This is a genomic window from Rhodococcus sp. NPDC127593 (genome assembly GCF_042671975.1).
Classification (GTDB): domain Bacteria; phylum Actinomycetota; class Actinomycetes; order Mycobacteriales; family Mycobacteriaceae; genus Rhodococcus_F.
Window position 1 is genome coordinate 25,034 of record NZ_JBHXWI010000022.1, and the last position, 24,071, is coordinate 49,104.

Genomic DNA, 24,071 nt, shown 5'->3' on the forward strand with positions numbered 1-24,071 from the left:
GGAGGCGAGGCAGATTGCGAGGACGAGGACAGGTGAGTGGGCGGAATTACTACGCATCGGTAACTCCGAATTCCGCGGTACCACTGATGGCGATTCCACCCGTCTGGCGGGTGCAGGTTAGGACGACGGTGGCGATTTTCGTCCCGTCGGGCGCCGTGTCGATGCGCGTGATCTCTCCGGTGCAGGTCAAAATATCCCCTGGCCACACCTGCTCGCGGAATCGGACACCGAATCGCCGGACATTTCGGGCACCCAGCCAGTCGGTGGCGAAGGTTGCCAGCAAAGCACTCTGGTGCATTCCCTGGGAGAACACGGACGGGTTTCCCGCGGCGCGAGCCAGCACGTCGTCGTAGTGCATCGGGTTGAGATCTCCCGACGCGCCGGAGTACCGCACGAACATCTGGGTGGAGAGCGGGCCGAACTGTCGCGGTTCGGCCTTCGCGCCGGCCACGAGCGGAGCTGTCGTCGTCATTTGGCACCTTCTTTGGCAGCGGTTTCGATGAAAGTTCCGCGCGCTTCGGCGATCAGTTCGCCTTCAGGGGAGTGGAATTCAGTCGCGATTACGGCGAACCGCATCAGACCGCCCTTCTTGCCGGGCTTCTCGAATCGGTCGATCACCCGTTCCCTGGCAAGTAGTCGATCCCCGGCGGTGGGGAGCGCACGGTGGAAGATGTACTCCTGCTCGCCGTGCAGGAGGCGCTTGCGCTCGAACCCCAGTGTCAGCCGCACTCCCGGCGGCGCCCATTGCGCCGCTGTGATGAGAAAGGTCGGCGGGACGATCGCGTCGGCGCCGTCGTAGTCGGGATTGTCCGATTGCATGGCGGCGGCGAACTCGCGAATCTTGCCACGCTCGATGAACACCTCCCACTCCTCGCTGACAGCGCCCTTCGGCGCGGGTTCGGTCGACGGGATCGTCATGATGTCGTACTCCTTCTGGCGATGTGGTCGGCGAGATACTGCCGAGTGAGCTCGACAGCGGTAGTCGGATAGGTTCGTGCCGTGGCTTCGTCCAGGCCGTCGCGAGCGAGGAGCAGCGCCAGTCGGTTCGTGATCAGCGCCAGCACGAACGCGGCGAGCATCGTGTAGTAGGTGATGTCCCCGGTGGGCCGCCCGCCGAACTCCACGTAGCGACGAACGATCTCGTCGTCGTCGGGTACTCCCGGCAGCCGGGTGAAGCCCAGAGACTCGCACAGGTAGCGCTCGAACATCAGCCACCAGCCCAGGTCGATGTCGGGTGGCCCGGTGGTGGCCGTCTCCCAGTCGAACAGTGCGGCAACGGAGAGGTCGTCGGCGAAGGACATGTTCCCGACGCGTGCGTCACCCCAGACCGGTACCTCGGCGTCAGTTTCTGGCGCGTGGTCGAGTAGCTCGGCGAGTGCTTCCGCGAGGACGTCCGAGCCCACGACCAGATCGCCGCGGCACCATTCGTACCATTGGCGAAGGCGGTCGAGATAGCGGTGAAGTGCCGTGCTCCCCGAATGGTCGGAACCGTTCCGGAGGTATGCGAGATCGCTCTCGTCAGCTATCCCGTGCACGGCGACGAGTGCTCTGATCGCGTTGTCGCAGAGCGTTTCCCGTTCAAATTCGGTGAGTTCCACCGTCCAGCCCCGCTTGTGCCAGCTGGGGACGTCGGAGGGAGTGCGGCCGTGCACCCTCGTCATGAGGTAGAAGGGCGCGCCGAGAACGCTCGCGTCCGGTTCGATCAGGACGATGTCCGGGGTGTTGACGCCGGGGTGGCGACCGAGTCGGTGCATCACTTCCGCCTGCCGGACGGCGTCGGGCTCCACGAACAACTGGTGGTTCGACGCCTGCATGCGCAGCACGAGGTCGGCACGTCGGCGGACGCCGTGGATATCCGACCAGGATGCAGTGAAGAACACCGTCTTGCCGGAATATCCCGCGTCGGGAGCGGAGAACTCCGATATGTCGAAGTCCCTGTGCGTCTCGGGAACCAGTCGCGCAGGCAGCCATCGCGTGAGGACGTCGCGCACGTCGCCCTCCAGTTCGCCTCTTGTCGCCGTGTAGGCCACGTGGGTCCCTCCGTGCTTCTACTTCGAGTCGTCGTGCCGGTTGTCGTGCCGGTTGTCGTGCCGGGGAGATCCGGCACGACGGCTGATCCGTCGTTCACGACCATTTCTTTATATGACCAATACTGTCAGAATAGGCGCATGAATGATGAGAAATCCACCCCCAGGCCCGGCACGGCCCCCGTGGCGGTCCGGAATCGGCTCGGTCTCGGTGCGTATGCCCTCCCCGGCCGGGTGCCCGACCCCCGGCCCGCCATCGCCCAGGCGGTCGAAGCCGAACGGCTCGGCCTGGACACGCTGTGGCTGAGCGAGCGCTGGGGAACCAAGGACTTCGGCGTGCTTGCCGGAGCGTTCAGCCAGGTCACGAGCACGATCAAGATCGCGGCCGGCGTCACCCATCTGCAGTCTCGGCATCCCGCGATGCTGGCCTCGCTGGCGATGACGGCACAGGGTCTCTCCGACGGCCGGATCGTGATCGGAGTCGGCCGTTCGGTCGACCGGATGTGGAGCGCTGTCGGACTCCCCAAATCCACGAATCGGTCCCTGGTCGACGCCGCCGACATCTTCCGCCGTCTGTGCCGCGGCGAGAAGGTGACCTACGACGGACCTGCGGGCGTCTACCCCGCTCTTCGCCTCAATGACATCCCTGACCAGCCTGTTCCTCCGCTCGTCTTTGCTGCGATCGGCCCGAAGGGGCTCGAGCTCGCCGGTCGTCACTTCGACGGAGTTCTGCTGCATCCCTTCCTCACACCCGATGCCGTCCGGCGGTCGGCAGAGGCAGTCAGGGCGGCCGCTGTCGACGCCGGCCGTGACCCGGAGTCCGTGCGGATCTACGCGACGGTGGTGGTCGCATCCGGCCTGGATGCGGACGAGGAAGCTGCGGTCGTCGGCGGGCGTGCCGTCACCTACTACCAGATCCCGACATTCGGGGAGCAGCTCGCGAAGGTGAACGGTTGGGACCCTGACCTGCTGGCGGCACTCCGCGCCCACCCGCAGCTCGCCGGTGTGAAGGGAGTGGCGGATTCGGTCCGCACCCGCGCGCAGCTGACGGAAGCGGCGCGGTCTCTGCCCGCTGAATGGATTCGGGGTGCTGCAGCGCTCGGTTCGCCGAGTGAGTGCCGGTCGATGTTCGACAGGTATCGCGAGGCGGGCGCCGACGAGTTGGTTTTGCACGGCAGTACGCCGGATCAATTGGGCGACGTCGTGGACCGCGCCTGAATCGACCTTGCCCTAATGTGACATTACTGCCAGAATTCGATGTGTATACGCGCTACCTGAGGTTTACGTACCTCGGTGCGGGGCGCGTCGATCGCCACAGAGGGCGATCTCCGGACGAGAGGGAACCAGTGCACAACTACGAGGGCATCTACGTCTCCGGGAAATGGTCTCCGAGCGCAGGCGCACGAATAGCGGTGACCTCGCCCGCCTCGGGCGAGGTGCTCGGGCACGTCACCGCCGCCACCGCCGAAGAGGTCGGAGCGGCGATTGCCGCGGCCCGTGATGCGCTCGAGCGCGGTCCGTGGGCCACGACGACCGCCGCCGAGCGGGCAGCCGCGATCGGCCGGCTGGCCGATGCGATCGAGGCGCAGTCCCGGGATTACGCCGACGTGGTCTCTGCCGAAGTGGGCTCACCTCGGAAGTGGGCGTCCTTCGGGCAGATCGGAACCGCGCTCGGAGTTCTTCGCACCTTCGAGAAGATAACGCCCGAATACCGTTTCGAGGACCGTCGGACGTCGGTGATCGGCGGAGAAGTCCTGGTGCGGCAGCTCCCGGTCGGTGTCGTCGGTGCGATTCTGCCGTGGAACGCGCCGCTGTTCACCGCCTTCCTGAAGCTGGCCCCCGCACTCGCCGCCGGTTGCACGCTGGTGCTCAAGCCGTCGCCCGAGGCTCCGCTCGCATTGTCGAAGCTGACGGCGGCAGTGGAGGCCGCCGGGATTCCGGCGGGAGTGATCAACATCGTGTCCGGTGACGTGCAGACGGGCGAGGCTCTGGTGTCACATCCCGGTGTCGACAAGGTGAGTTTCACCGGTTCGACGGCGGCAGGCAAACGCATCGGCGCCGTCTGCGCGGCAGACATTCGCCGGTGTGGCCTCGAGCTCGGCGGAAAGTCCGCTGCCGTCGTCCTGGACGACGTTGTTCTCGACCAGAAGGTCGTGTCGGGTCTCGTCACCGGGGTCATGGCGAACAATGGTCAGGTCTGCGCCGCGCAGACCCGTATCCTTCTGCCGCGCAGTCGCTACGAGGAGTGCGTCGACGCGATCGCCGCCGCCGTCGCCGCGCTGACGGTCGGGGACCCGGCGGATCGTTCGACCGACGTCGGGCCGGTGATCAACGGTGCCGCGCGCGAACGGATCGAAGCCCACATCCAGCGCGCAGTGCAGGACGGGGCGCGGGTGGTCGCCGGCGGCTCCCGTCCCCACGGTCTCGACACCGGTTGGTATGTGGCGCCCACGGTGCTCGCGGATGTCCACAACGACATGGCCATTGCGCGCGAAGAACTCTTCGGGCCCGTCTGCGTACTGATCCCGTACGAGGGAGAGGACGAGGCTGTGGCTCTCGCCAACGACTCCGACTACGGACTCGCAGGGGCGGTATGGTCCGCGGACGCCGCGCGAGCGGCGCGCGTGGCCGCTCGACTTCGCGTGGGATCGGTATCGGTCAACTCGCCCGCACCACTCGACTTCGGCAGCCCCTTCGGCGGTTTCAAGCAGTCGGGTGTCGGCAGAGAAGGTGGTCCGGAAGGTATCGCCGGATACCTCGAGCCGCAGTCGATCATTCTCTGACCCCCAGGACACTCACTCGCGTCGACACCAGCCGGTGCCGCGCCGATGGAAGGAATTACATGGAGACGCAGGCTGCAGTCCTGTGGGAGCGAAACTCTCCCTGGTCTATCGAAACCATTCAGCTGGACCCGCCCAAGGAACAAGAGGTTCTGGTCGAGTTGCACGCCTCCGGGATGTGCCATTCGGACGAGCACATCGTGACCGGAGACATGCCGTTCCGGCTACCGTGTATCGGTGGCCACGAAGGCGCCGGAGTCGTCAAGGAAGTCGGTTCCCACGTGTCGTGGCTGCAACCGGGCGACCACGTCGTGTTCGGGTTCATTCCCTCGTGTGGTCGTTGTCCGTCGTGCTCGAACGGTCACCAGAGTCTGTGTGACCTCGGAGCCAAGATCTACAGCGGGCGTCAAATCTTCGACGACACCGCACGCCACCACATCAGGGACGAAGATCTCGCGCTTGCCTGCGGTATCGGGTCTTTCGCACACCACACCGTGGTCCACGAGGCCAGTTGCATCAAGATCGAACCGCATCATCCCCTCGACCGTGCCTGCCTCCTGGGTTGTGGCTTCGTCACCGGCTGGGGTTCGGCCGTGTACTCGGCAGACGTCCGGCCCGGCGAGACCGTCGTCGTCGCGGGTGTGGGCGGTATCGGTGCCGCGGCAGTGCAGGGAGCGAGAATCGCTGGGGCGCGCACCATCACGGTCATCGAGCCCTCCGAATTCAAGCGTGAGGAAGCCAAGCGGATGGGTGCTACCCACGTGGCGGCGTCGTGGGAGGAAGCCCCCGAGGTCGTCGCCGAGGCCACGTGGCATCGTGGTGCCGACAAGTTCATCTGCGCGATGGGTGTGGGGGAGGGCCGTTTGGTGGCGAAGGCCCTGGCCATGACCGCGAAGCGCGGCCGGCTGGTGGTGACGAACATCCACCCGATGGCGGAGCGCGAGATCTCGGTCAGCCTGATGGACCTGACACTCACGGAGAAGCAGATCGTGGGAAGTCTCTACGGCTCGGCCAATCCGCGTGCCGACATCCCGAAGCTGCTGGAGCTCTGGAGTTCGGGCGGCGTCGACCTCGATTCGATGGTGACGAGGGACTACCCGCTCGAGAAGGTCAACGACGGCTACGACGACATGCGCGGTGGCCGCAACATCCGCGGAGTCCTCCGCTACCCCGCGGCGGATGCGTGATCGCCCGAGCACACGCACTGTAGGTTCCGGGATGGCCACGGGTGAAGCGGGCGGACACCTGGGGATATACCGATTCAGGCGCCATTCCGCCGAATCGCGTTCCCCACGCCAGCGCCAGCACCGCCGAGGCCGACGGGCTCATCGATCGTCCGGGTTCCTCGACTCGATCCGGATCGGTCGGTAAACGCACGTTCCACACGGTAGGCCCGATGCGGGCGGCAGCCAATTTCGTCCGCAGCGTCGGGGTTTCGAGTTGCGACGCCGATCCCGCTGTACACCGTGTTTCATCATTGATGTCAAAACACGGTGTACAGCAACCGGTTACGCCCGGCTAGCCACCTTGTGTCAGGTTGCGATGACAACCTGCTGGTAGACGGGTCGGCCTCGGCTGGAACAACGTGTCACCTCCAGCTGGGAAAATATTCGTTGTGATGGCGCCATTCTCGGGCGCCGCTACCGGGTGCGGTCGGAGATGACAGTGTTGCGCAACCGGGCAGAGTGCTGACGGACCTCCCTCGACTGATCGGTGGTGTCGGAATCGTGAATGAGATCCGGTTTACGAACGAGAATGTTGCCAACCAGTCCAAGGATTGCCCCGACCCCGATGTACCACGGGATGGCGCCAGAATTGTCAGCGGCGGTAAGACCTTCGGCGATGAGCGGAAATGTCCCGCCGAAGAGTGCTACCGAGATCATCGACGGCAATCCCACGCCCACGGCTCGCACTGCTGGCGGGAACAATTGAGGGCCGACCATGGCGAACGGACCTGTGACAGCTCCGAGGACTGTGAGGTATAGCAGTGCTCCGGGCAGAATCGGGACCAGCCCGGTGGACAGTCCGATGATGACCGGCAGCGTGCACACCGCAAGGGTCACGTACCCGATCCGCAATATTCGGAGGCCACCGAATCGGTCCGCGAGGAATCCCGATACCAAGATGACGAGGATCAAGTACACCGTGAAGATCGGCACGTACCCTGTGACTTGCTCCTTCGTCGCGACGCCGGCATGGGAAAGGAACTTGGCCAGGTAGGCGGTGATGAAGTACATGCCCATGGTGACCGGGATGAGCATGAGGAAGATCGCGGCAGCCTGGCGGGTGCGTGCGCGAAGTAGTGGAAGTTGACGCGGACGTTCGTTCTTCACTTGTTCGGTGAAGATCTCGCTCTCTGGCGCGGCGCCCCGAATCCACAGCGCGACCAGACCCATAACGGCGCAGACGATGAAGCCCACGCGCCAGCCGCCTGACTCGAGTCCCTCGGCGCCGTAGATTCCCAGCAGGATCGCCAGACACGCAGTCGCCAGCATCTGCCCGACATAGCTCGAGGCGCTGGCAACCGCGCCAAAGAGGAACCGTCGATTCCGGGGCGCTGTCTCGAGAAGGTACGTTCCGACTGCGGCTTGCTCACCACTCATCGACAGGCCCTGGAAGAGCCGGGCGAAGACGACGATGACCGCTGCCCACACACCGATGGTGTCGTAGCTGGGCGTCAGCGCGATGACAAGTGCACCGGCGGAGATTATCGAAACCGAAACGACCAGCCCGAACTTGCGGCCCTGTCGGTCGATGATGCGGCCCATGATCACCGCACCGATAGGTCGGATCAGGAAGCCGATCGCAAAAACGAGGTAGGAGGCCAGCAGGCTCACCACAGGGTCATCACCGGGAAATATTGCATGTGCGAAGTAGGGTGCGAGGACCGCGTAGATCAGCCAATCGAAGCTTTCGACGATGCTGCCGGCCGTGGCAGCTGCGAGGAGGAGCCGCGACCGATCCTTTGCTGGGGCGTTGACCATGTGGGTTCTTCTTCCAGGAAGGTGTGATTTTCAGAAGGACTCGGGTGCCCGGAAGCTGACGATCACTGACCGACTGGGGGCATCCGGTGGACCGGTCTAGCTAACCGAAGGCCGCTCGTTGGTGGGGAACGCTCGTTGGAAGGCGGAGGCGAGTCTGAAGATGCGATCTTCGCTGCTCGGGGGGCCGACGATCTGCAAGCCCACCGGCATCCCGTCCACGAATCCACAGGGCACGGACACCGCCGGCAAGCCCAGAATGTTGCACAAGACGGTGTGTGGCGTGTAGTCCGCAGCCATCTTCTCGGGCCGGGTGGTCCATGCTTCGTCCCACTGCTCGACGGTCGGTGCGATCCACTGGCTCGTCACCGACAACAGAAGGTCGTATTCGCGGAATAATTCCCGAAACTTGTTTCCGTTGCGTGCTCGCCATTCGAGCGCTTCGCGATAGAGCCGTGAATCGACTGGCGGCAGGGGCGGGGGATTGTTGCCGACCTCGATCTCGTATACCGACGGTTCGCCGGGGGCCGGCCCACCGCCGCGGTTGCTTGGTTCCCAGACTTGATCGGTCGTCTCCACGGCTGCCCCCAGAGACCGTAGTTTGAAGGCCATCTCGCGAACCGCTGCGACAACCCGTCCGCTCTCCGGCGATGCGTGCTTGGCCGCGTATCCGTAGTCATCGGTCCAGGCCAGGCGCATGCCCCCGACACCGGCATCGAGGGCGGCGAGGAAATCAGCGGGCTCGTTCTGGATGCAGATGTAGTCGCGGGCGTCCGGTCCAGCGAGGACCTGCATCACCAAAGCGGCGTCTCGGACGTCCCGGGCCAGCGGTCCGTTTGTCGAAGTGAGCCGGAACTTCGGCTGCCGGTAGTCGACGTGGGGGACGAGGCCCCTTGTCGGATGCACCCCTACGACGCCGGAAAACGCTGCCGGCAGGCGTGTGGATCCACCGCCGTCGCTGCCGATGGTCACCGGCAACAAGGCCGCTGACGCGGCGGCCGCACCACCGGAGCTCGACCACCCGGGAACCCGAGACGTGTCCCATGGATTGCGTGCCTCGGCGTCCCAGTTATAGCTACCCATCGTGGGTGCCTCGGGCCTCGAGTCCTCGGACCTTGCGATTCCGGTGCCCATCATGGTGTTGGTGCCTACCACGATCGCTCCAGCACCCCGCAGGCGTTCGACAGCGATAGCATCGAATTCCGAGACGCCGTACGTTCCGGTTCGCGGGAACGCGAACGGCACATCCTTGACTGCCAGATTCTCTTTCACCGAGATCGGGAGACCGTGGAGGGGGCCGAGCTCTTCCCCTCGCCGGCGAGCCGAATCCGCTTCCGCAGCTTCGTAGCGGGCTCGTTCCGGATCGAGTGTCGCGAAGGCATGGAGCTTCGGCTGAAACTCGTCGATCCGGCCCAGGAAGTGGTTGACGACTTCCACGGCGGAGACATCTCCGCGTGCGATGAGATCGCGGATCTCCCATGCCGGTAGCCAGGTCAGCTCATTCATTCTCGCCTCTTTCGTGCTGGGGCGAGCGCTCGAAGCAGTCGAGTTGCGTCTCGCCCCCGGGTGAATACTTTGACCGGATAAGTCAAAGTAAGAGAACCTTCGACCTAATGTGTCAAACTGTCAAGGGGGCGAAGGACCGTCACCCGAGTCGTAACAGAGGATTAACGCTTCTGGGGAAGAGGGCAGAGATGAACGGATCGGAACCGCTGTCCGCAGTGTCCCGCGCGGGTGCCGCGCGAGATGGAGCCCTGAGTGCGGGCTGGCAGGAACGACGCCAGCGGGTCGCCGCCAACATCGAGCATGCTGCGTTGGAACTGTTCACCGAGCGTGGATACTCCGAAGTGACCGTCGACGAGATTGCCAACCGGGTGGGGTGCTCGCTTCGTACGGTGACCCGCTATTTCCCGAACAAGGAAGACTTGCTTCTCGACTTCCACCGCCGGAAGAATCAGGTGGTACTCGACGAGTTCGCGCGTCTCGAGCCGTCGCCCGATCCTGCCTCCGTGATCTGGGCGGTGTGGATGGCTCTGACTTTGAACACACAATCGGGTTTGGATGGATACCTGCTCTGGAAAACGGCTGCCGCCACAGCCCCTGAGGTGATGGACAGGGCAAACGGCGAGCGCCGCCGGAGTGTCCAGTTGGCACTGACTGCCTTCATTTCAGCCTCATTGGGTATCGATCCAGACGCCGACATGCGTCCTCAACTCATGGCTGCAACACTCGAGGCGGCCAACTCTGCTCTGGTGAACTTTTGGGTTACGCGCGGTGGAGTCGAGGATCTGTACTCGATGTATCAAGATGCCGCACGGTCAATTTCAGAACTGTCCGTCAGCATCCTTGATGCGGAAGCGTTCCCGGCGATCGGAGCCCAGCGGTGACTCGAGTACTGGAGCGGAAGTTGCCGACGAACATACCTCCATATCCGTGTCATTCACACGCATGAGCACCGATCCGGGGCCGCGAATTGGGCTAGCGGTCTCGGCGTGATGGCCTACTGGACGCCCGACTCGATTTGCCGGTGCAACTGAGGCTTCCGCATTGACCGGTTGTCTCCACGTGCACATATCTGTGTCGTCTATGGGATCCATCTACAGAATCTGTGACACGGGCTAGGGCATTACCTACCGGAGCTCGTTTCGGGGAGGTATGAAGGATCGGACCACCGAGACAGGCGCATTCGTACGATCAGCGTTTGCGGCGCTCGTCCCACAGCCCGTGCGCGACCGCAATCCGGTCCGTCGTCTGGTCCTTACACGACGACTGTTCCGTCGCATTATGGTTGCTCGCCCTGTTCCCCGTAAGAACGGATGACATCTGATGCATGGTCCCACCACGGCACGATTCAGGCTCCGAGCGGGTCTCACCGCGATCACGATTGCGATGCTGTCGAGTGCGTGTGGGGGCGTACCGGCGGGTGGAGGCCCGGGTGAGTTCACCAAGCCTGACAGGGCGGCGACGTTGAGAGTTGCAGCCACCCTTGCCCCCAACAATCTCGATCCCTACCAGTCGACCAGCTACCTCGTCGACTTTCCGTATTTGTCGCCGGTATATGACCGATTGACACAGATCCAGTCGGGCCCGACGGTCGCGCCGATGCTCGCCGAGTCGTGGGCGTTCGCTCCTGATGGGATGTCGGCCGATTTCGTGTTGCGGACGGACGCACGGTTCCACGACGGAGCCACAGTCGATGCTGATGCGGTAGTCGGGAGTCTCAGGAGGGCCCGTGATCCCCGGTTCCGGTCCGCCTCCACCCTGTCGATGGTCGCGGATGTCTCTGCGCTCGACGAGCGAACGGTGCGGATCGTGACCACGCGGCCGGCCGCCGACCTGCCCTATGCGCTTGCATCGACGCACGCAGCGATCATCAGTCCCGTTGCGCTGCAGAACGGCGTCGATCTGGCGTCCGAGACGGCGGGATCTGGGCCCTACGAGATCGATCAACTCAGGCGTGGTGATCGGATTACATACCGCCGATCGGACGTGTACTGGGATCCGTCGGCACAGCAGTCGGCGCGGTTGGAAATTATCGGAATGACCGATGAGAACGCCCGGCTCAATGCGTTTCGCAGCGGTCAGGTGGACCTGATTCCTGTTCGTACCGGGCAGATCGATGACGTCGAGGCGTTGGCGAAGCAATCACAGTACCGGGTCGAGAGTTACCCGACTGCAATGTACTACTCGCTAGTGTTCGACATCGGCAGAGATGGCGTCGACGACGCCCGGGTGCGGCAGGCGCTCAACTACGCCGTCGACCGTGAGTCGATCAATGCTGGGTTGATGAATGGAAGGTGTTCGCCCACTTCGCAACCACTCGTCTCAGGAATCGACGGCCACAACCCTGCTGTCGAGCGCTTGTACCACTACGATCCCGAGAAGGCACGACGCCTGCTGCGCGACGCAGGTCTCCCGGAGGGCTTTCGGCTTCGAGTCGTCTACATTTCGGGCCTATCTCCCATACAGGAAATGATCACGGCGATTCAGGCGCAATTCGCCGAAGTCGGCGTCGCCATGGAGATGCTCGCCATGCCCGCGGGAGAGTCGCAACACAAGTTCGCGGACGGCGGCTACGAGACAATCAATGCGCGGGTGACGTATGCCTTGCCGTCGCAGACTCTCATGGGAGCCTACCTCGTACCGAACTACTTCCCGACCGCCCCGTCGACGGAACTGTCCGACACAATTGTGGCGTCGCTGAATCCCAACCTGGGGGAGGGCGAACGGACACAGCTGGTATCCAAGGCGTCGGGCATAGCTGCGGAACAGGCATACGAGCTCTTTCTGTGCGGAGCGCCCACTGTGGTCGGGTCGAGTGACAAGGTAATTGGCCTCGAGCGCCTCGGCCATGTCGACTTCTCTGGAATCATGGACATCCGCTATATCGGCAAGTCGTCGTGACGAAAATCCCGAGTTGTGGCAGTTTCTGTCACCTGGATTCTGCTTAGGGCGCTGTCATAGCGCCGGTGGATTCCTCGACTTCGTGAAGAATCAGCTTAAGGCACCAGGTGTGATTGAACAGCCACGCATGGCACCGTTGCATCGCCTGGAGATTTGCCTCCTATCCTCTGGCAGTTTCTGCCAGAACGAGGTATCGTGGTCCGCATCACCAACACCCAGTCGCGAAGCTGGAGTAGCAGAAGGATTCATCATGACCGCGGAACTCCCGGCCGACGTTCCTCTCGACGGGACTGCGAGGGCCGGGTCCAAGCGGAAGGCACTGCAAGCGGCATCGCAGGCGTCCGTCGAGTATCTGATTGCACAGGGGACGGCCGACGTGACAGTCAAGGACCTGGCCTGTCACGCCGGGATTTCGGAACGGACGTTCTATCGATACTTCCCGCGTAAGGAAGATGCGGTGCGACCATTCCTGATGGCCGGTATCGAGCGTGTGGCGGCAGAGTTCGCCGCACGTCCGGCGGACGAGCCGATAAAGGATTCATTCGTTGCAGTGTGGAGTCAGTCCTGGCCGACCACCCATCCGGAAGAAGCCCGAAAGATGTATCGGGTTCTCGCCGCCGACTCCGGATTCCGAGCCGTCTGGCTGCAAGCCATCATCGACAGTGAGGACTACTGGTGTGAGGTTGTGGCCTCGCGGCTGGGACTTGATCCACGGTCCAAGCGGGCGATGTTCGCAGGAGCGGCCGTCCAGACCGCGGTTCGTGTTGCGTGGAAGTCCTTCGGCTACGACGAAGGTGTCTCCCTCGCAACAACAATCGCAATCAATATCCACATGCTGAGCGATGAGCTGTTCACGCCGGTCAGGAACGATCAGTACGTCGCACGCGACCCCGCTTCGCTGTGAGAAATCACAACCTGGCCCCGAATCACCTGGTACGGCCCGCTCGGCCGGCCCAACCCGTAGCTAAAAATCTGACCACTGACAAGGAAGGACAATCATGACCCGCAATTCGATTCAGGACGAACGGCCCATTGTCATCGAAACGGCGATGTCGAGTGTGGTCGCGAACACCGGCGGTGAAGAACAGAGCACAGAGCGCATCATCGCGGAGGCCAGGAACTGCCTGGCGGCCGGTGCCGGCATCGTCCACATCCACCACGACTTTTCACTCGGCTTGGAGGATGCCATCGACCAGGTCATCGAGATCAACCGCAGCGTTCTAGCCGAACACCCGGGTGCCCTGCTCTACCCCGCCTACATGTCCGGCCACAAGGTCGGGGAACAGATGCGCCATCTACGCCCGCTACACGAGTCCGGACAGATGACCATGTTCGCCTTCGACCCGGGGACCACGGAGCACGGCCGCGCGGACAAGGACGGACTGCTGACAGGATCAATCGTGAGCGGAACCACCTTCGGGCAAGCCGCAAAGATGGTCGAGCTCTCCCGCGAGTTCGGCGTCCCGACTTCTCTCGGCATCTTCAATCCGGGCTTTCTCACCTGGGTGCGCTCACTGGGCGCGGCCGGGAAGTTCGTGCCCGGCACCTACGCAAAGTTCTATTTCGCCGGGGGGCCCGCGTGGGGCGCCAAGGGCTCGGGCTCCACTTTCGGTCTACCGCCCACTAAGGAAGCCCTCGACCTCTACATCGGCATGCTCGACGGGGCGAACCTTCCGTGGTTCGTCTCCGTAATGGGCGGCGAGGTGCTGAAGTCCGATCTGCTGAAATACGCCATCGAGAAAGGCGGACACATCCGCACCGGCCGGGAGGACCCGTTACGTGAGGTCGGCATGACCAACGCCGAAATGGTGCAGCAGGTTATCGACGTCGCCAACGAGGTGGGCCGACCGGTCGCACGATGGAACGAGGCACTGGGCGCGCTCTCTCAGCAAGTAACAACGGTCGTGTAAGCGACCTGGCCCAGTGAGATCGGCAGTGTGACAGAGAGTTGAACTGGTCCCACCGTCGTTTCCGACATTCGACGCGCCTCGAGCAGCATGTCGCCGAAGGTCCTGCCTATGTCGTGGCGGCCGGCCGACTGTGCGGCCTCATCGACCCGAACTCACGAACAGGAATTGTGCATGACCGACACAAGAACTCATGATGTCATCGTTCTCGGCACAGGTGCAGCGGGGCTGGCGGCTGGGCTATCCGCGCACGACGCGGGGGCCGATGTAGGAATCTATGAGAAGGCAGACCATGTCGGCGGAACCGCAGCCTGGTCCGGTGGCATGGTGTGGATGCCGAACAACCCGCACATGGAAGCTCTCGGTATCCAGGATAGTTTCGACGAGGCACTCACCTACATTCGTTCTTTGACACATGGCACGGTGGACGAACCGGTTCTCCAATCCTTCGTGCACAACGGACCGGGTGTCATCTCGTGGCTCGAAGCGCACACCCCGGCGAAATTCAAGGTTATCGAAAACTTCCCTGACTATCATCCGACGCAGCCGGGCGGTAAGAAGAACGGCGGCCGTACGTTGATGTGTCCGATGTTCCCCTTCGCACAACTGGGCGAATGGGCCGACAAGGTGTGGGTGGGAAATCAACTACCAGTAAATATCTCGCTCGACGAGACTACCTTCGGAAAAGGCGCGTCCCGCGGACCTACTGCCGAGGACCTGGCCGCACGCAAGACTGCTGACGCGCGTGGTACCGGCCAGGCGCTCATGGGCGCCCTACTCAGGGGCTGTCTGGATCGCGATATGTTCCCGCAGACCTCAGCCCACGCGACCACGCTCATCCTGGAGGAAGGCCGAGTCGTAGGTGTTCGGTTCGGCTCCGAAATGAAGTTCGAAGTCCGCGCACGACGCGGTGTCATCCTCGCCACCGGTGGATTCGAGCAGAATCCGGACCTGGTTCGATCCTTCCTGCGTGGCCCTCTCGATCGCCCCGTCTCGGTGCCGACGAACACGGGGGACGGGCTCAAGATGGCAATGCGAATTGGAGCGGATCTGGGGAACATGAGAGAAGCGTGGTGGGCGCCGACCATCGATGTCGATCGACCTGGGGTGGGTCGGTTTCCGTTCCTCGTGAATGGGGAGAGGTCGCGTCCACACAGCATCATGGTCAATCGCGCCGGTCGTCGATTCGCCAACGAATCCGCCAACTACAACGCATTCGGCGCCGCGTTCCACTACCTCGACGTGTCGACGTACGATTACAGCAACCACCCTGCGTGGTTGCTGTTCGACCACCACTACCTTCAGAAATTCGGGCTCGCGGGCCACTTCCCGCCCGCCAAGCTTCCGGAGTGGATCGAAACGGCCGACTCGATCGAAGCGATGGCCAAGGTCATAGAGGTTCCGGCAGACCAGTTGGCGGAGACGGTACGCGCGTGGAATCTGAGTGCCGTCGATGGAGTAGACCCGGACTTCGGTCGCGGCGAAACGACTCTGGACCAGTGGTGGGGCGACCGCGAGGTCGGGCCGACATCAGCCGCAAACGTCGGACCCCTCGACACCCCGCCGTACTACGCAGTTCAGGTGCGCAGCGGGGCGCTGGGCACCAAGGGCGGCCCGCGAACCGATCCTCACGGCCGAGTGCTGGACGTCGACGGTAAGCAGATTCCGGGACTGTATGCGGCCGGGAATGTCATGGCATCAGCGATGGGTATGACATACGGCGGCGCGGGGGGAACGTTGGGGCCGGCGCTGGTGTTCGGCTGGTTGTCAGGACGCGATGCGGCTCACAACGCGTCACGGGCCGATCACGTGTCGAGTGGATCGAGCGCCTGACTCTCGACTGCGGTTTTGCTGCTGAGGGGAGTGTTGGGCAGCACGAGTGCGGCAACGAGTCCGAGGAGTCCGAGCGGCGTGCACAGCAGGAAGAGGTCGCCGATGCCGTCGGCGTACGCGGTCTGAAGCTGTCCGCGTAGGGGTTCGGCGAGGTCGGCCACGCGTGGAACAGATGCGTTCACCAACTCCGATTCGTCTCCGCCAGTATGAAATGCGGAGATTCTCGTTGCGAGAACAGCGCCCAGGATGCTGACGCTCATCGCGCTCGCGAGTTGACGGAAGAACGCGGGCAGCGCGCTGGCGGCACCCAGTTGGTGCGGCGGCGCGCAATTCTGCGCGACGACGAGAAGATTGTGCATCAGGATTCCGATCGCGAACCCGATGCACAGAAGATACACGGATACCGCGGTCAGCCCGGACGAGACGGTGAGGGTCGACAGACCGGCGAGCCCGCAGACGAGCGCAACGCTGGCGAGGACGACCCAGCGCTTCCACAATCCGGTTCGGCTGATCCGGTGTCCGACTACGGAGGCAGTCAGAAACGTCGCGACCGACATGGACAGCATGAACATTCCGGACACCGAGGCGCTGAGGCCTCGGGCGATCTGCAGGTACTGACTCATGAATGTCGGTACTGCCAGCATCGTGACACCCAATGCCGTACTGGCGATCACGACGCGGGAGATCGAGGGATTCCTGAGCAGCGCGAGGGGGATGACGGGCTCGCGGACCTTCGCCTCGACCACCGCCGCGGCGAGGGCGCACACGACCGCACCACCCAACACGACATACGACGTCGGTGACAGCCAGTCGAACTGATTGCCCGCCAACGTGACCCACACCATGAGCGCGCATGCGCTCACCGAGATCAGGCCGGCGCCGACCCAGTCGATCCGGATCGGACGATGGTGGACGGGCAGGTGTAGGGACCGCTGAAGGAGTACCACTGCCGCTATCGCGAAGGGGATGCCGAGGTAGAAGTTCCAGCGCCAGCCGATGGTGTCGGTGACGATCCCCCCGATGACGGGGCCGCCGATCGTGCCGATGCCGATCACCCCGCTGATCAGGCCGGCGTAGCGCCCACGTTCGCGCGGGCTCAGGAGATCCGCGAGCAGGACCGGCCCGACGGCAATCACTCCTCCGGCCCCGATTCCTTGAAGGGCTCGGAACCCGATCAGGATAGCGGTATTCGGCGCAAGACCGGCGAAGAGCGATGCCACGACGAACACGGCGATGGCCGCGAACATGAGCTTCTTGTGGGAGAAGAGGTCGGCAAGCTTTCCCCAGATCGCGAGGCTCACCGTGGTCGTGAGCAGAGTGGAACCGACCACCCAGGTGTAGGCGGTCTGATCCCCGTCGAGTTCGTGCATCATCACCGGAAGGGACGTGAGGACGGTCGTCGAGGCCAGCGCCGCGAGAACGAGACCGAGGAGGGTACCCGTCAGCGCGAGCATCCGGTCGTGCCGGCTGTGCGGGTGCACGGCGGCATCTCGGATCGGGTCTCGGGTGTCTTCTGAAGTCGCCGAGCGCGAACGCATTCGGGTGCGCCACACGTCTCGAGTGCTCATGTCCGCCTTTCCGGGCGCCGTCGAATGTCGCGAAAGGGGACGTCGACAGTGCCAGATCGCAGAGACGTGGAGAGGGTGCCGCTGTTCGGCACCCTCTCCACGTCACATGCAGTTGTCCGACAACAACGTCGGGGTCAGAGGATTGCTCCGCTCACCTTGTATTCGATGATCTGGTCCATGCTCAGGCCGAGTTCCTCCAGCACCTCGTCGGTGTGCTCACCGTGTTCGGGTGCGCGGGTGACCTGGCTGGGCTGCTCATTGAACTGCACCGGTGCCGTCACGAGCTTGAACGGAGTGCCTGCCGCGTCTTCGAGGTCCGCGATGTAGCCGTTTGCCTCGACCTGAGGGTCGGTGACGACCTCGCGCGGCTTCTGTACGGCCGACCACACCCCGTTGATGTCCTTCAAAGCCATCTTCCACTCGTCGAGTGTCTTCTTCGCGAACCCTGCCGAGATGGCGGCAATGCACGCGGCCCGGTTCTCGGCACGCTTCGCGTGGCTGTCGAACCGGGGGTCGTCGATGAGCTCGGGGCTCTCCAGCACCGTCATCAGCTCGGGCCAGAAGCGGTCGGATTCGAGCATAACGATCGAGATGAACCGATCGTCCGCGGTCTTGTAAGTGTTGACCAGGGGGTTTGCGGCCTCGGACTGAACCGGCTTGGGGTACTCGTCGATCTCGAAGGCATGCGCGCCTGCGATCGTCGCGCCCATCGCCCAGGACCCCATCGCGAGGAGCGAGCTGTCGACGACGAGCGCTTCGCCGGTCCGTTCCCGGTGGAACAGCGCCGACGAGATCGCTCCCGCGATGGTGAGGCCGCCGAGGGTGTCCCCGTAGGCGGGACCCGGCATGTTCACCGGGTACTCACTCGACGCCGGGGTGACGTTGTCGGCAGCTCCGCTGCGACCCCAGAAGGACGACATGTCGTATCCACCGCGTTCGGCTTCCGGTCCGCGCTGACCGGCAGCGGACCCGCGGACATAGATGATCTTGTCATTGTGTGCACGAACGTCGTCGACGTCGATGCGTAGCTTCTTGCGCGCCGAGGGGCGGAAGTTCGTCAGAAACACGTCGGCCGTGGCGACGAGTTTCATCAACAGCTCGCGCCCTTCCTCCGACTTCAGATCGAGCGCCACACTCCGCTTCCCGCGGTTCGGCAGCTCGAACATGTGATTCACGCCGCCGGCGGGGATCAGGCCGGAGCTGACCAGACCGCGTTGCGGGTCGCCGCTTTCGGGGTGCTCGATCTTCAGGACGTCGGCACCCCACTCGGTGAGGATGGCGCCGGCTACGGGCACATAGGTCCATGCCGCAACCTCGACGACTCGGATTCCGTTCATTACACCGACCACGGTGATGCTTCCTTTCCGGATGGGGGACAGCGGCAGGTGCCGAAATGGGTACGGCGCCGGTAAGCCGGCGAGCCCTGGCGAACCTGGAGACACTGTGAACCTGAAACCTCTGAGGAGAAGTATCTGACTCAGTGTACATAAAAATTCGAAGTTTGTGTGTTCCGCATCACAAGACTATCGAATGTACGGCTTCGGGCTGGTGGTGGGGGTGCGCGAATGGGTCGACGGGTCATGAATTACCACTGCATGGCCCGGAAACGCCCGCATCTCCGACTGCTCGAATCGCCTTCTGCCAGACGTGCCACTCGATGGTCCCGATCGATGCGCGGAGTAATCAGTTGAATTCTGCACCACCAATCTGACACGACGGGTACTTTGAGAATGGTCATCTGCCCAGCCGGTGGCGGATCGGGTATGCGCGTCCTCGCTCAAATGCCTTTGGTGTGAACATAGGTGTCAGAGAGTTGAAAGGCGAGGGATGCTTCCCGGGGACGGTTCGGGCGTCGCTGAACACTTTCGCGAGCTTCTCGGCATCGTGACCGGACGGACTATCGGCGGGCATGCAAACGTCGGTGGTCCTCGAATTCTCCAGCGCATAGGCGTAGAGATTCGAGTGTGCGCTGCAATGTCACCCTCCCGCCTTTGGGTGCCGGCGTCAGGAACACGCGCTTCCCGGGGTCGATGATTTCGCTCCACTCTTTCGTGACACAACCATCAGATGCTAGGGTTCGCCCAAGGTGACCGAGGTCACGTCTCATCCGTTTCGCGCGGCTGATCGGTATCGGGCACCCGTCAGCGGCAGTTCTTTGGAGGAACTCGATGTCAAACCAGTCGGGACGAATGCTCCCCGAGGTGACCGCGGAGTCGCGGGACTTCTGGACCGGAGGATTCGAAGACGAGCTACGCATCTATCGGTGCCGGGCGTGCCGTGGGTGGATTCATCCGCCGGTCGGCGCGTGCTGGCGGTGCCACAGCCGCGACGTCGGTCCCGAGGTCGCCTCGGGTACCGGCAAGGTCGCGGCGTACACCGTCAATCACCATCAGTGGTTTCCGGCGTTCCCGCCTCCCTATGTCATTGCGGCGGTGGAACTAGACGATCAACCGGACGTTCGCCTGACCACCTGCCTCGTCGAGTGTGACGTCGACGCAGTCGAGGTCGGCATGGCGGTCGAGGTGGTCTTCGACGAGCAGGACGACGTGGCACTTCCCTTCTTCAGGCCGGTGACGAAATGACCTTTGTGGACGACCGTGCAGTCATCACGGGTATCGGGCAGTCTCAGATCGGACGCCGTATCGGGCGGACCGGTATCGACCTCGCACTCGAGGCCTCGGAGCGAGCGGTGGAGCATGCCGGACTGTCGTTCGACGACATCGACGGTGTAGCCAGCTACCCCGGTCCGGTGAACGCGGAGGGCGGCTTCGTCGGCGCGACGACACATGACGTCCGTGACGCTTTCGGCCTGAAGACCCGCTGGCACGTCAGCGGCGTCGAAACTTCCGGGCAGATCGGAACGCTTCTGGACGCAGCTGCCGCCGTGGCGAGCGGGCGCGCCACCCACGTACTCTGCTTCCGCTCGGTCTGGGAGGCGACCGCTCAGGCCTCCGGTCGCGCCGCGGCACTGACCGGCAAGATGGCTCGTGCCAGTGGACACTCGGAGTTCCGGCTGCCATTTGGTGCGGCGTCGCCTGCCAACTGGATCGGCATGTACGCGCAGCGCTACATGCACGAATTCGGGCTCACCCGTGAGCAGATCGGCAAGCTCGTCATCAACGGCCGTCGTAACGCCGGTCTCAACCCCAATGCCATCTACCGGGATCCGATGACGATGGACGACTACCTCGGCGCCCGGTTGATCTCCTGGCCGCTCGGTCTCTACGACTGCGACGTTCCGTGTGACGGCGCGACGGCGATCATCGTTTCGCGGCGCGAAGCGTCGGTCGGACTGAACAATTCGCCCCTCGCCATCGAAGCGGCGGGTGCGTCCCTCGCGCAGCGGCACACCTGGGACCAGCGAGCCGACCTCACGACCATGGCGTCCCACGACGCGGCGGATTCGATGTGGGAGACCACCAAGCTGACCCCCGGTGACGTCGACTTCGCGACGCTCTACGACGGCTTCAGTTACTTGACGACCCAGTGGATCGAGGCGCTGGGGTTCTGTGAGCACGGCAAAGTCGGCCAATTCCTCGACGAAGAGGACCGCTACCGCCTCGACGGTGAACTCCCCATCAACCCACACGGTGGCCAGCTCTCGGCCGGCCGTCTACACGGATACGGCTTCCTGCACGAAGCCTGCGTGCAGTTGTGGCGGGAGGGCGGAGACCGGCAGATCGCCAAGGACGTCGAAATCGCCGCAGTCGGTATCGGTGGCGGACCCGAGGCAGGCTGCATGCTGCTACGTCGCGAAGGGTGACGAGATGACTACCGCAGAATCCACCACTTCCCGCGGCACGTGGTCCAAACGGCTGCGTGGCGGCCGAAAATGGCGTGCGCTCCGTTCCAATCGGGCGGCCATGGTGTCGCTCGCCTTTCTCGTCCTGCTCGTGCTGGTCGCAGTATTCGGTTCCGTCCTGATGACTCACGACCCCAACGCGCAGGCACTCAGTGCGCGTCTGCAGGGGCCGAGCGGTGAACATTGGTTCGGCACCGACGGTTACGGACGTGACGTCTTCAGCCGCATGGTCGACGCAACCCAGGTCGCCGTACTCGCAATCGTCCAGGCAATGGCGCTGGCGGCGATCATCGGTATCCCGTTCGGACTTCTCGCCGGACTGGTGGGCGGTCCGGTGGACGCAGTGCTCAGTCGTATCGCCGAAGCACTGCTCGCGCTGCCTCCGCTGATCCTTGCTCTGGCGGTGGTCGGTGTGCTCGGTCCCGGACTGACGAACGCCATGATCGCCGTCGGAATGCTGCTGGCGCCGAGACTGTTTCGCATCGCGCGGTCCGAGGCGCAGGCCGTGGCAGGCGAGTCCTACATCGAGGCCTGCCGAAGCGTCGGGTGCTCGAACTTTCGGTTGCTGTGGCGGCACGTTCTTCCGAACGCGAGCTCTGCCCTGATGATCCAGGTGACGTTCGGTGCCGGAATCGTCATCATTGTCGAGGCGAGCCTGAGCTTCCTCGGACTCGGTGTCGAGTCACCTCAGGCCAGCTGGGGATCCATGCTCCAGGACGCGTTCCAGAACGTGAGCGTCTCGCCCAGCTTCATGATCGTGCCCACCGCCGCGATCGTGCTGACGGTGCTGGCTTTGTCGACGTTCGGTGACGGTATGCGTGATGCTTTCGAAGGGCGTGGAGCAAATGGCTGACAAGACACTACTGGCGGAAGACGAGGCGGTCGCCGATCACGTCGACCTCGGGCAGAGAGTCCTGGAAGTCACGGACCTGTGCATCGATTTCAAGACTGAGCACGGATGGTCCCGTGTGGTCGATCATCTCGACCTCGTGTTGCGCAGAGGTGAGACGCTCGGACTGGTGGGAGAGTCCGGTTCGGGCAAGACGGTCACGTCGTTGGCGATCATGGGGCTGCTCTCCGGACCCAAGGTTCGGATCACCGGCTCGGTCCGCCTGGAGGGCCGAGAGCTCATCGGCCTGTCCAACCGTGAGATGAACGACCTCCGTGGCAAGACGATCGGCATGATCTTCCAGGAACCGCGCCGATCCCTCAACCCCGCCTTCACCGTCGGCGATCAGATCGCCGAGGTGGTGCGCAGGCACAAGACGGACGTCGGGCGCAAAGAGTCCTGGGACCGTGCCGTCGAGATGCTGGATCTGGTCGGTATTCCAGATCCGGAGAAACGTGCGCACGAATATCCGCACCAATTCAGCGGTGGTATGTGTCAGCGTGTGATGCTGGCGATGGCCGTCGCTTGCGAGCCGGTCGTCCTCATCGCGGACGAACCGACGACGGCACTGGATGTCACGGTCCAGGCTCAGGTGCTCGACCTTCTCACGGAGCTTCAGGAGCGGATGGGGCTCGGCGTCCTGTTCATCACGCACGACCTCGGTGTGGTCGCGCAGACGTGCGACCGGGTCGCTGTCCTCTACGGTGGCCAGGTAATGGAGACGACGGTCGCCGAGAAACTCTTCTACGAGCCCGAGCATCCCTACACCGAGGGACTACTGGCGTCGACTCCGGACGCTCAGGTGCGAGCCGAGCGACTCTTCGCGATTCCGGGAACCGTGCCCGCAGCCTGGAATTGGCCGAACGGGTGCAGGTTCCACCCCCGATGCGGATACGCCGCGGCGGGGCAGTGCGATGAGGGCACTGTCCCGCTCGAGGGTCCCGATCATCACCTGGTGCGCTGCGTCCGGTCCGATGTGTTGCGCTTGGAAGGAATCAAGGAATGAGTCCGATCCTCGAAATCGACAGCCTCGTCAAGTCCTTCGTCAAGAAGCGGAATCTTCTGGGCATCCCGACGGAACACACCCACGCCGTCAAGGACGTGTCGTTCACATTGGAGAAGGGTCGGACCCGGGCGATCGTCGGCGAGAGCGGTGCCGGCAAGTCCACGATCGGCCGGATGGCACTACGACTGGCGACGCCCGACACGGGTTCCGTCAAGTTGTTCGGAGACGACATCATGACGATGTCGGCGAAGGAGGTGCGCAGGCTTCGCCGGCGGGCGACGATGATCTTCCAGGATCCGTTCAACTCGTTGGATCCCCGAATGTTGATCGGCCAGTCTGTGGCGGAACCGCTCACCTTGCACACGAAGCTGCGGGGGAGCGCTCGTGACGAGCGGGTTGCGGAACTGCTCGAGCGGGTAGGGCTCCGCATGGACCAACTCGAGAAGTACCCACACGAGTTCTCCGGAGGCCAGTTGCAGCGCATCGCCATCGCGCGCGCGCTGGCCACTGAGCCGGAGCTGATCGTGTGCGACGAACCCGTAGCGGCACTCGATGTCTCGATCCAGGCCCAGGTACTCAATCTCCTGCAGGATCTGCAGCAGGAACGGCAGATCAGTTACCTGTTCATTTCCCACGACCTGGCTCTGGTGAAGATGTTCGCCCACGATGTCACCGTGATGCGACGCGGCGAGGTCGTCGAGTCGGGCACTACCGAGCAGATCTTCGAGGATCCGAAGGATCCGTATACGAAGGAACTGCTGTCGGCAATCCCGGTGATGAATCCGCGCAAGCGTGCCGCGAAGCGAACCCTGGTTGTCCAGGCATGAACCACGGGATCACCAGACAACCGATTTCACCGGTGTCGCCGACTTCT

General features: G+C 63.5%; 20 protein-coding genes. 13 read left to right on the forward strand and 7 right to left on the reverse strand.

Going from position 1 to position 24,071, the window contains the following annotated elements; genetic code table 11:
• Nucleotides 1-49: 49 nt before the first annotated feature.
• The 3 genes from ACFVJ3_RS21225 to ACFVJ3_RS21235 are packed head-to-tail and all read right to left on the reverse strand — an operon-like array spanning nucleotide 50 to nucleotide 2,030.
• Entirely contained in the window at nucleotides 50-472 is a 423-nt protein-coding gene (locus tag ACFVJ3_RS21225; protein WP_378453897.1) for a MaoC/PaaZ C-terminal domain-containing protein, read from the reverse strand.
• Entirely contained in the window at nucleotides 469-918 is a 450-nt protein-coding gene (locus ACFVJ3_RS21230; protein ID WP_378453898.1) for a MaoC family dehydratase N-terminal domain-containing protein, read from the reverse strand. Before ACFVJ3_RS21230 ends, ACFVJ3_RS21225 begins: the two co-directional genes overlap by 4 nt.
• The gene (locus tag ACFVJ3_RS21235; protein WP_378453899.1) at nucleotides 915-2,030 is read right to left on the reverse strand and encodes a phosphotransferase family protein; all 1,116 of its coding nucleotides are present in this window, start codon (nucleotides 2,028-2,030) and stop codon (nucleotides 915-917) included. Before ACFVJ3_RS21235 ends, ACFVJ3_RS21230 begins: the two co-directional genes overlap by 4 nt.
• 231 nt (nucleotides 2,031-2,261) lie before the next feature.
• Here ACFVJ3_RS21235 and ACFVJ3_RS21240 point away from each other — a divergent pair, with 231 nt between their 5' ends.
• From ACFVJ3_RS21240 to ACFVJ3_RS21250, 3 genes are all read left to right on the forward strand, one after another.
• Nucleotides 2,262-3,245: a TIGR03857 family LLM class F420-dependent oxidoreductase gene (locus tag ACFVJ3_RS21240; RefSeq protein ID WP_378454001.1), complete on the forward strand. Its 984-nt coding sequence runs from the start codon at nucleotides 2,262-2,264 to the stop codon at nucleotides 3,243-3,245.
• 128 nt (nucleotides 3,246-3,373) lie between these two features.
• The gene (locus ACFVJ3_RS21245) at nucleotides 3,374-4,810 is read left to right on the forward strand and encodes an aldehyde dehydrogenase (RefSeq protein WP_378453900.1); all 1,437 of its coding nucleotides are present in this window, start codon (nucleotides 3,374-3,376) and stop codon (nucleotides 4,808-4,810) included.
• A 59-nt stretch (nucleotides 4,811-4,869) separates the two neighbouring features.
• Nucleotides 4,870-5,994, forward strand: a complete 1,125-nt coding sequence (locus tag ACFVJ3_RS21250; RefSeq protein WP_016881662.1) for an NDMA-dependent alcohol dehydrogenase — start codon at nucleotides 4,870-4,872, stop codon at nucleotides 5,992-5,994.
• Nucleotides 5,995-6,447: 453 nt separating this feature from the next.
• Here the strand turns inward: ACFVJ3_RS21250 and ACFVJ3_RS21255 are convergent, their stop codons facing one another.
• Nucleotides 6,448-7,791, reverse strand: coding sequence for an MFS transporter (locus tag ACFVJ3_RS21255; RefSeq protein WP_378453901.1), 1,344 nt, complete (start codon nucleotides 7,789-7,791; stop codon nucleotides 6,448-6,450).
• A gap of 96 nt (nucleotides 7,792-7,887) precedes the next feature.
• Complete coding sequence (locus tag ACFVJ3_RS21260; protein ID WP_378453902.1) at nucleotides 7,888-9,294, reverse strand: amidase; 1,407 nt, start codon at nucleotides 9,292-9,294, stop codon at nucleotides 7,888-7,890.
• A gap of 308 nt (nucleotides 9,295-9,602) precedes the next feature.
• Between ACFVJ3_RS21260 and ACFVJ3_RS21265 the strand changes: the two genes are divergently transcribed.
• From ACFVJ3_RS21265 to ACFVJ3_RS21285, 5 genes are all read left to right on the forward strand, one after another.
• A complete protein-coding gene (locus tag ACFVJ3_RS21265; protein ID WP_378453903.1) occupies nucleotides 9,603-10,175 on the forward strand; it encodes a TetR/AcrR family transcriptional regulator in 573 nt (190 codons plus the stop codon).
• A 580-nt stretch (nucleotides 10,176-10,755) separates the two neighbouring features.
• The gene (locus tag ACFVJ3_RS21270; RefSeq protein ID WP_378453904.1) at nucleotides 10,756-12,192 is read left to right on the forward strand and encodes an ABC transporter substrate-binding protein; all 1,437 of its coding nucleotides are present in this window, start codon (nucleotides 10,756-10,758) and stop codon (nucleotides 12,190-12,192) included.
• A gap of 82 nt (nucleotides 12,193-12,274) precedes the next feature.
• Nucleotides 12,275-13,096, forward strand: coding sequence for a TetR/AcrR family transcriptional regulator (locus tag ACFVJ3_RS21275; RefSeq protein ID WP_378453905.1), 822 nt, complete (start codon nucleotides 12,275-12,277; stop codon nucleotides 13,094-13,096).
• 94 nt (nucleotides 13,097-13,190) lie between these two features.
• On the forward strand, nucleotides 13,191-14,102 hold the full coding sequence (locus ACFVJ3_RS21280) for a 3-keto-5-aminohexanoate cleavage protein (protein WP_378453906.1): 912 nt from the start codon (nucleotides 13,191-13,193) through the stop codon (nucleotides 14,100-14,102).
• A 171-nt stretch (nucleotides 14,103-14,273) separates the two neighbouring features.
• Nucleotides 14,274-15,932 carry an FAD-binding protein gene (locus ACFVJ3_RS21285; protein ID WP_378453907.1) on the forward strand — a complete coding sequence of 553 codons (1,659 nt, stop codon included), beginning with the start codon at nucleotides 14,274-14,276 and terminating at the stop codon, nucleotides 15,930-15,932.
• On the opposite strand, the gene ACFVJ3_RS21290 is transcribed toward ACFVJ3_RS21285, so the two are convergent.
• Together ACFVJ3_RS21290 and ACFVJ3_RS21295 are read right to left on the reverse strand one after the other, a co-directional pair.
• A complete protein-coding gene (locus ACFVJ3_RS21290; protein WP_378453908.1) occupies nucleotides 15,905-17,500 on the reverse strand; it encodes an MFS transporter in 1,596 nt (531 codons plus the stop codon). The genes ACFVJ3_RS21285 and ACFVJ3_RS21290 overlap by 28 nt on opposite strands.
• Nucleotides 17,501-17,634: 134 nt before the next feature.
• Entirely contained in the window at nucleotides 17,635-18,837 is a 1,203-nt protein-coding gene (locus tag ACFVJ3_RS21295; protein ID WP_378453909.1) for a CaiB/BaiF CoA transferase family protein, read from the reverse strand.
• 831 nt (nucleotides 18,838-19,668) lie between these two features.
• Between ACFVJ3_RS21295 and ACFVJ3_RS21300 the strand changes: the two genes are divergently transcribed.
• Genes ACFVJ3_RS21300 through ACFVJ3_RS21320 form a run of 5 tightly spaced genes read left to right on the forward strand, consistent with a single transcriptional unit; the run spans nucleotide 19,669 to nucleotide 24,024 of the window.
• Nucleotides 19,669-20,082 (forward strand): Zn-ribbon domain-containing OB-fold protein, encoded by a 414-nt coding sequence (locus ACFVJ3_RS21300; RefSeq protein ID WP_009472413.1) that lies wholly within the window; start codon nucleotides 19,669-19,671, stop codon nucleotides 20,080-20,082.
• Nucleotides 20,079-21,263 (forward strand): thiolase family protein, encoded by a 1,185-nt coding sequence (locus ACFVJ3_RS21305; RefSeq protein ID WP_378453910.1) that lies wholly within the window; start codon nucleotides 20,079-20,081, stop codon nucleotides 21,261-21,263. The genes ACFVJ3_RS21300 and ACFVJ3_RS21305 overlap by 4 nt, the downstream gene beginning before the upstream one ends.
• Nucleotides 21,264-21,267: 4 nt before the next feature.
• On the forward strand, nucleotides 21,268-22,155 hold the full coding sequence (locus ACFVJ3_RS21310; protein ID WP_378453911.1) for an ABC transporter permease: 888 nt from the start codon (nucleotides 21,268-21,270) through the stop codon (nucleotides 22,153-22,155).
• Nucleotides 22,148-23,197 carry an ABC transporter ATP-binding protein gene (locus ACFVJ3_RS21315; RefSeq protein WP_378453912.1) on the forward strand — a complete coding sequence of 350 codons (1,050 nt, stop codon included), beginning with the start codon at nucleotides 22,148-22,150 and terminating at the stop codon, nucleotides 23,195-23,197. Before ACFVJ3_RS21310 ends, ACFVJ3_RS21315 begins: the two co-directional genes overlap by 8 nt.
• The gene (locus ACFVJ3_RS21320; RefSeq protein WP_378453913.1) at nucleotides 23,194-24,024 is read left to right on the forward strand and encodes an ATP-binding cassette domain-containing protein; all 831 of its coding nucleotides are present in this window, start codon (nucleotides 23,194-23,196) and stop codon (nucleotides 24,022-24,024) included. The genes ACFVJ3_RS21315 and ACFVJ3_RS21320 overlap by 4 nt, the downstream gene beginning before the upstream one ends.
• Nucleotides 24,025-24,071 lie beyond the last annotated feature (47 nt).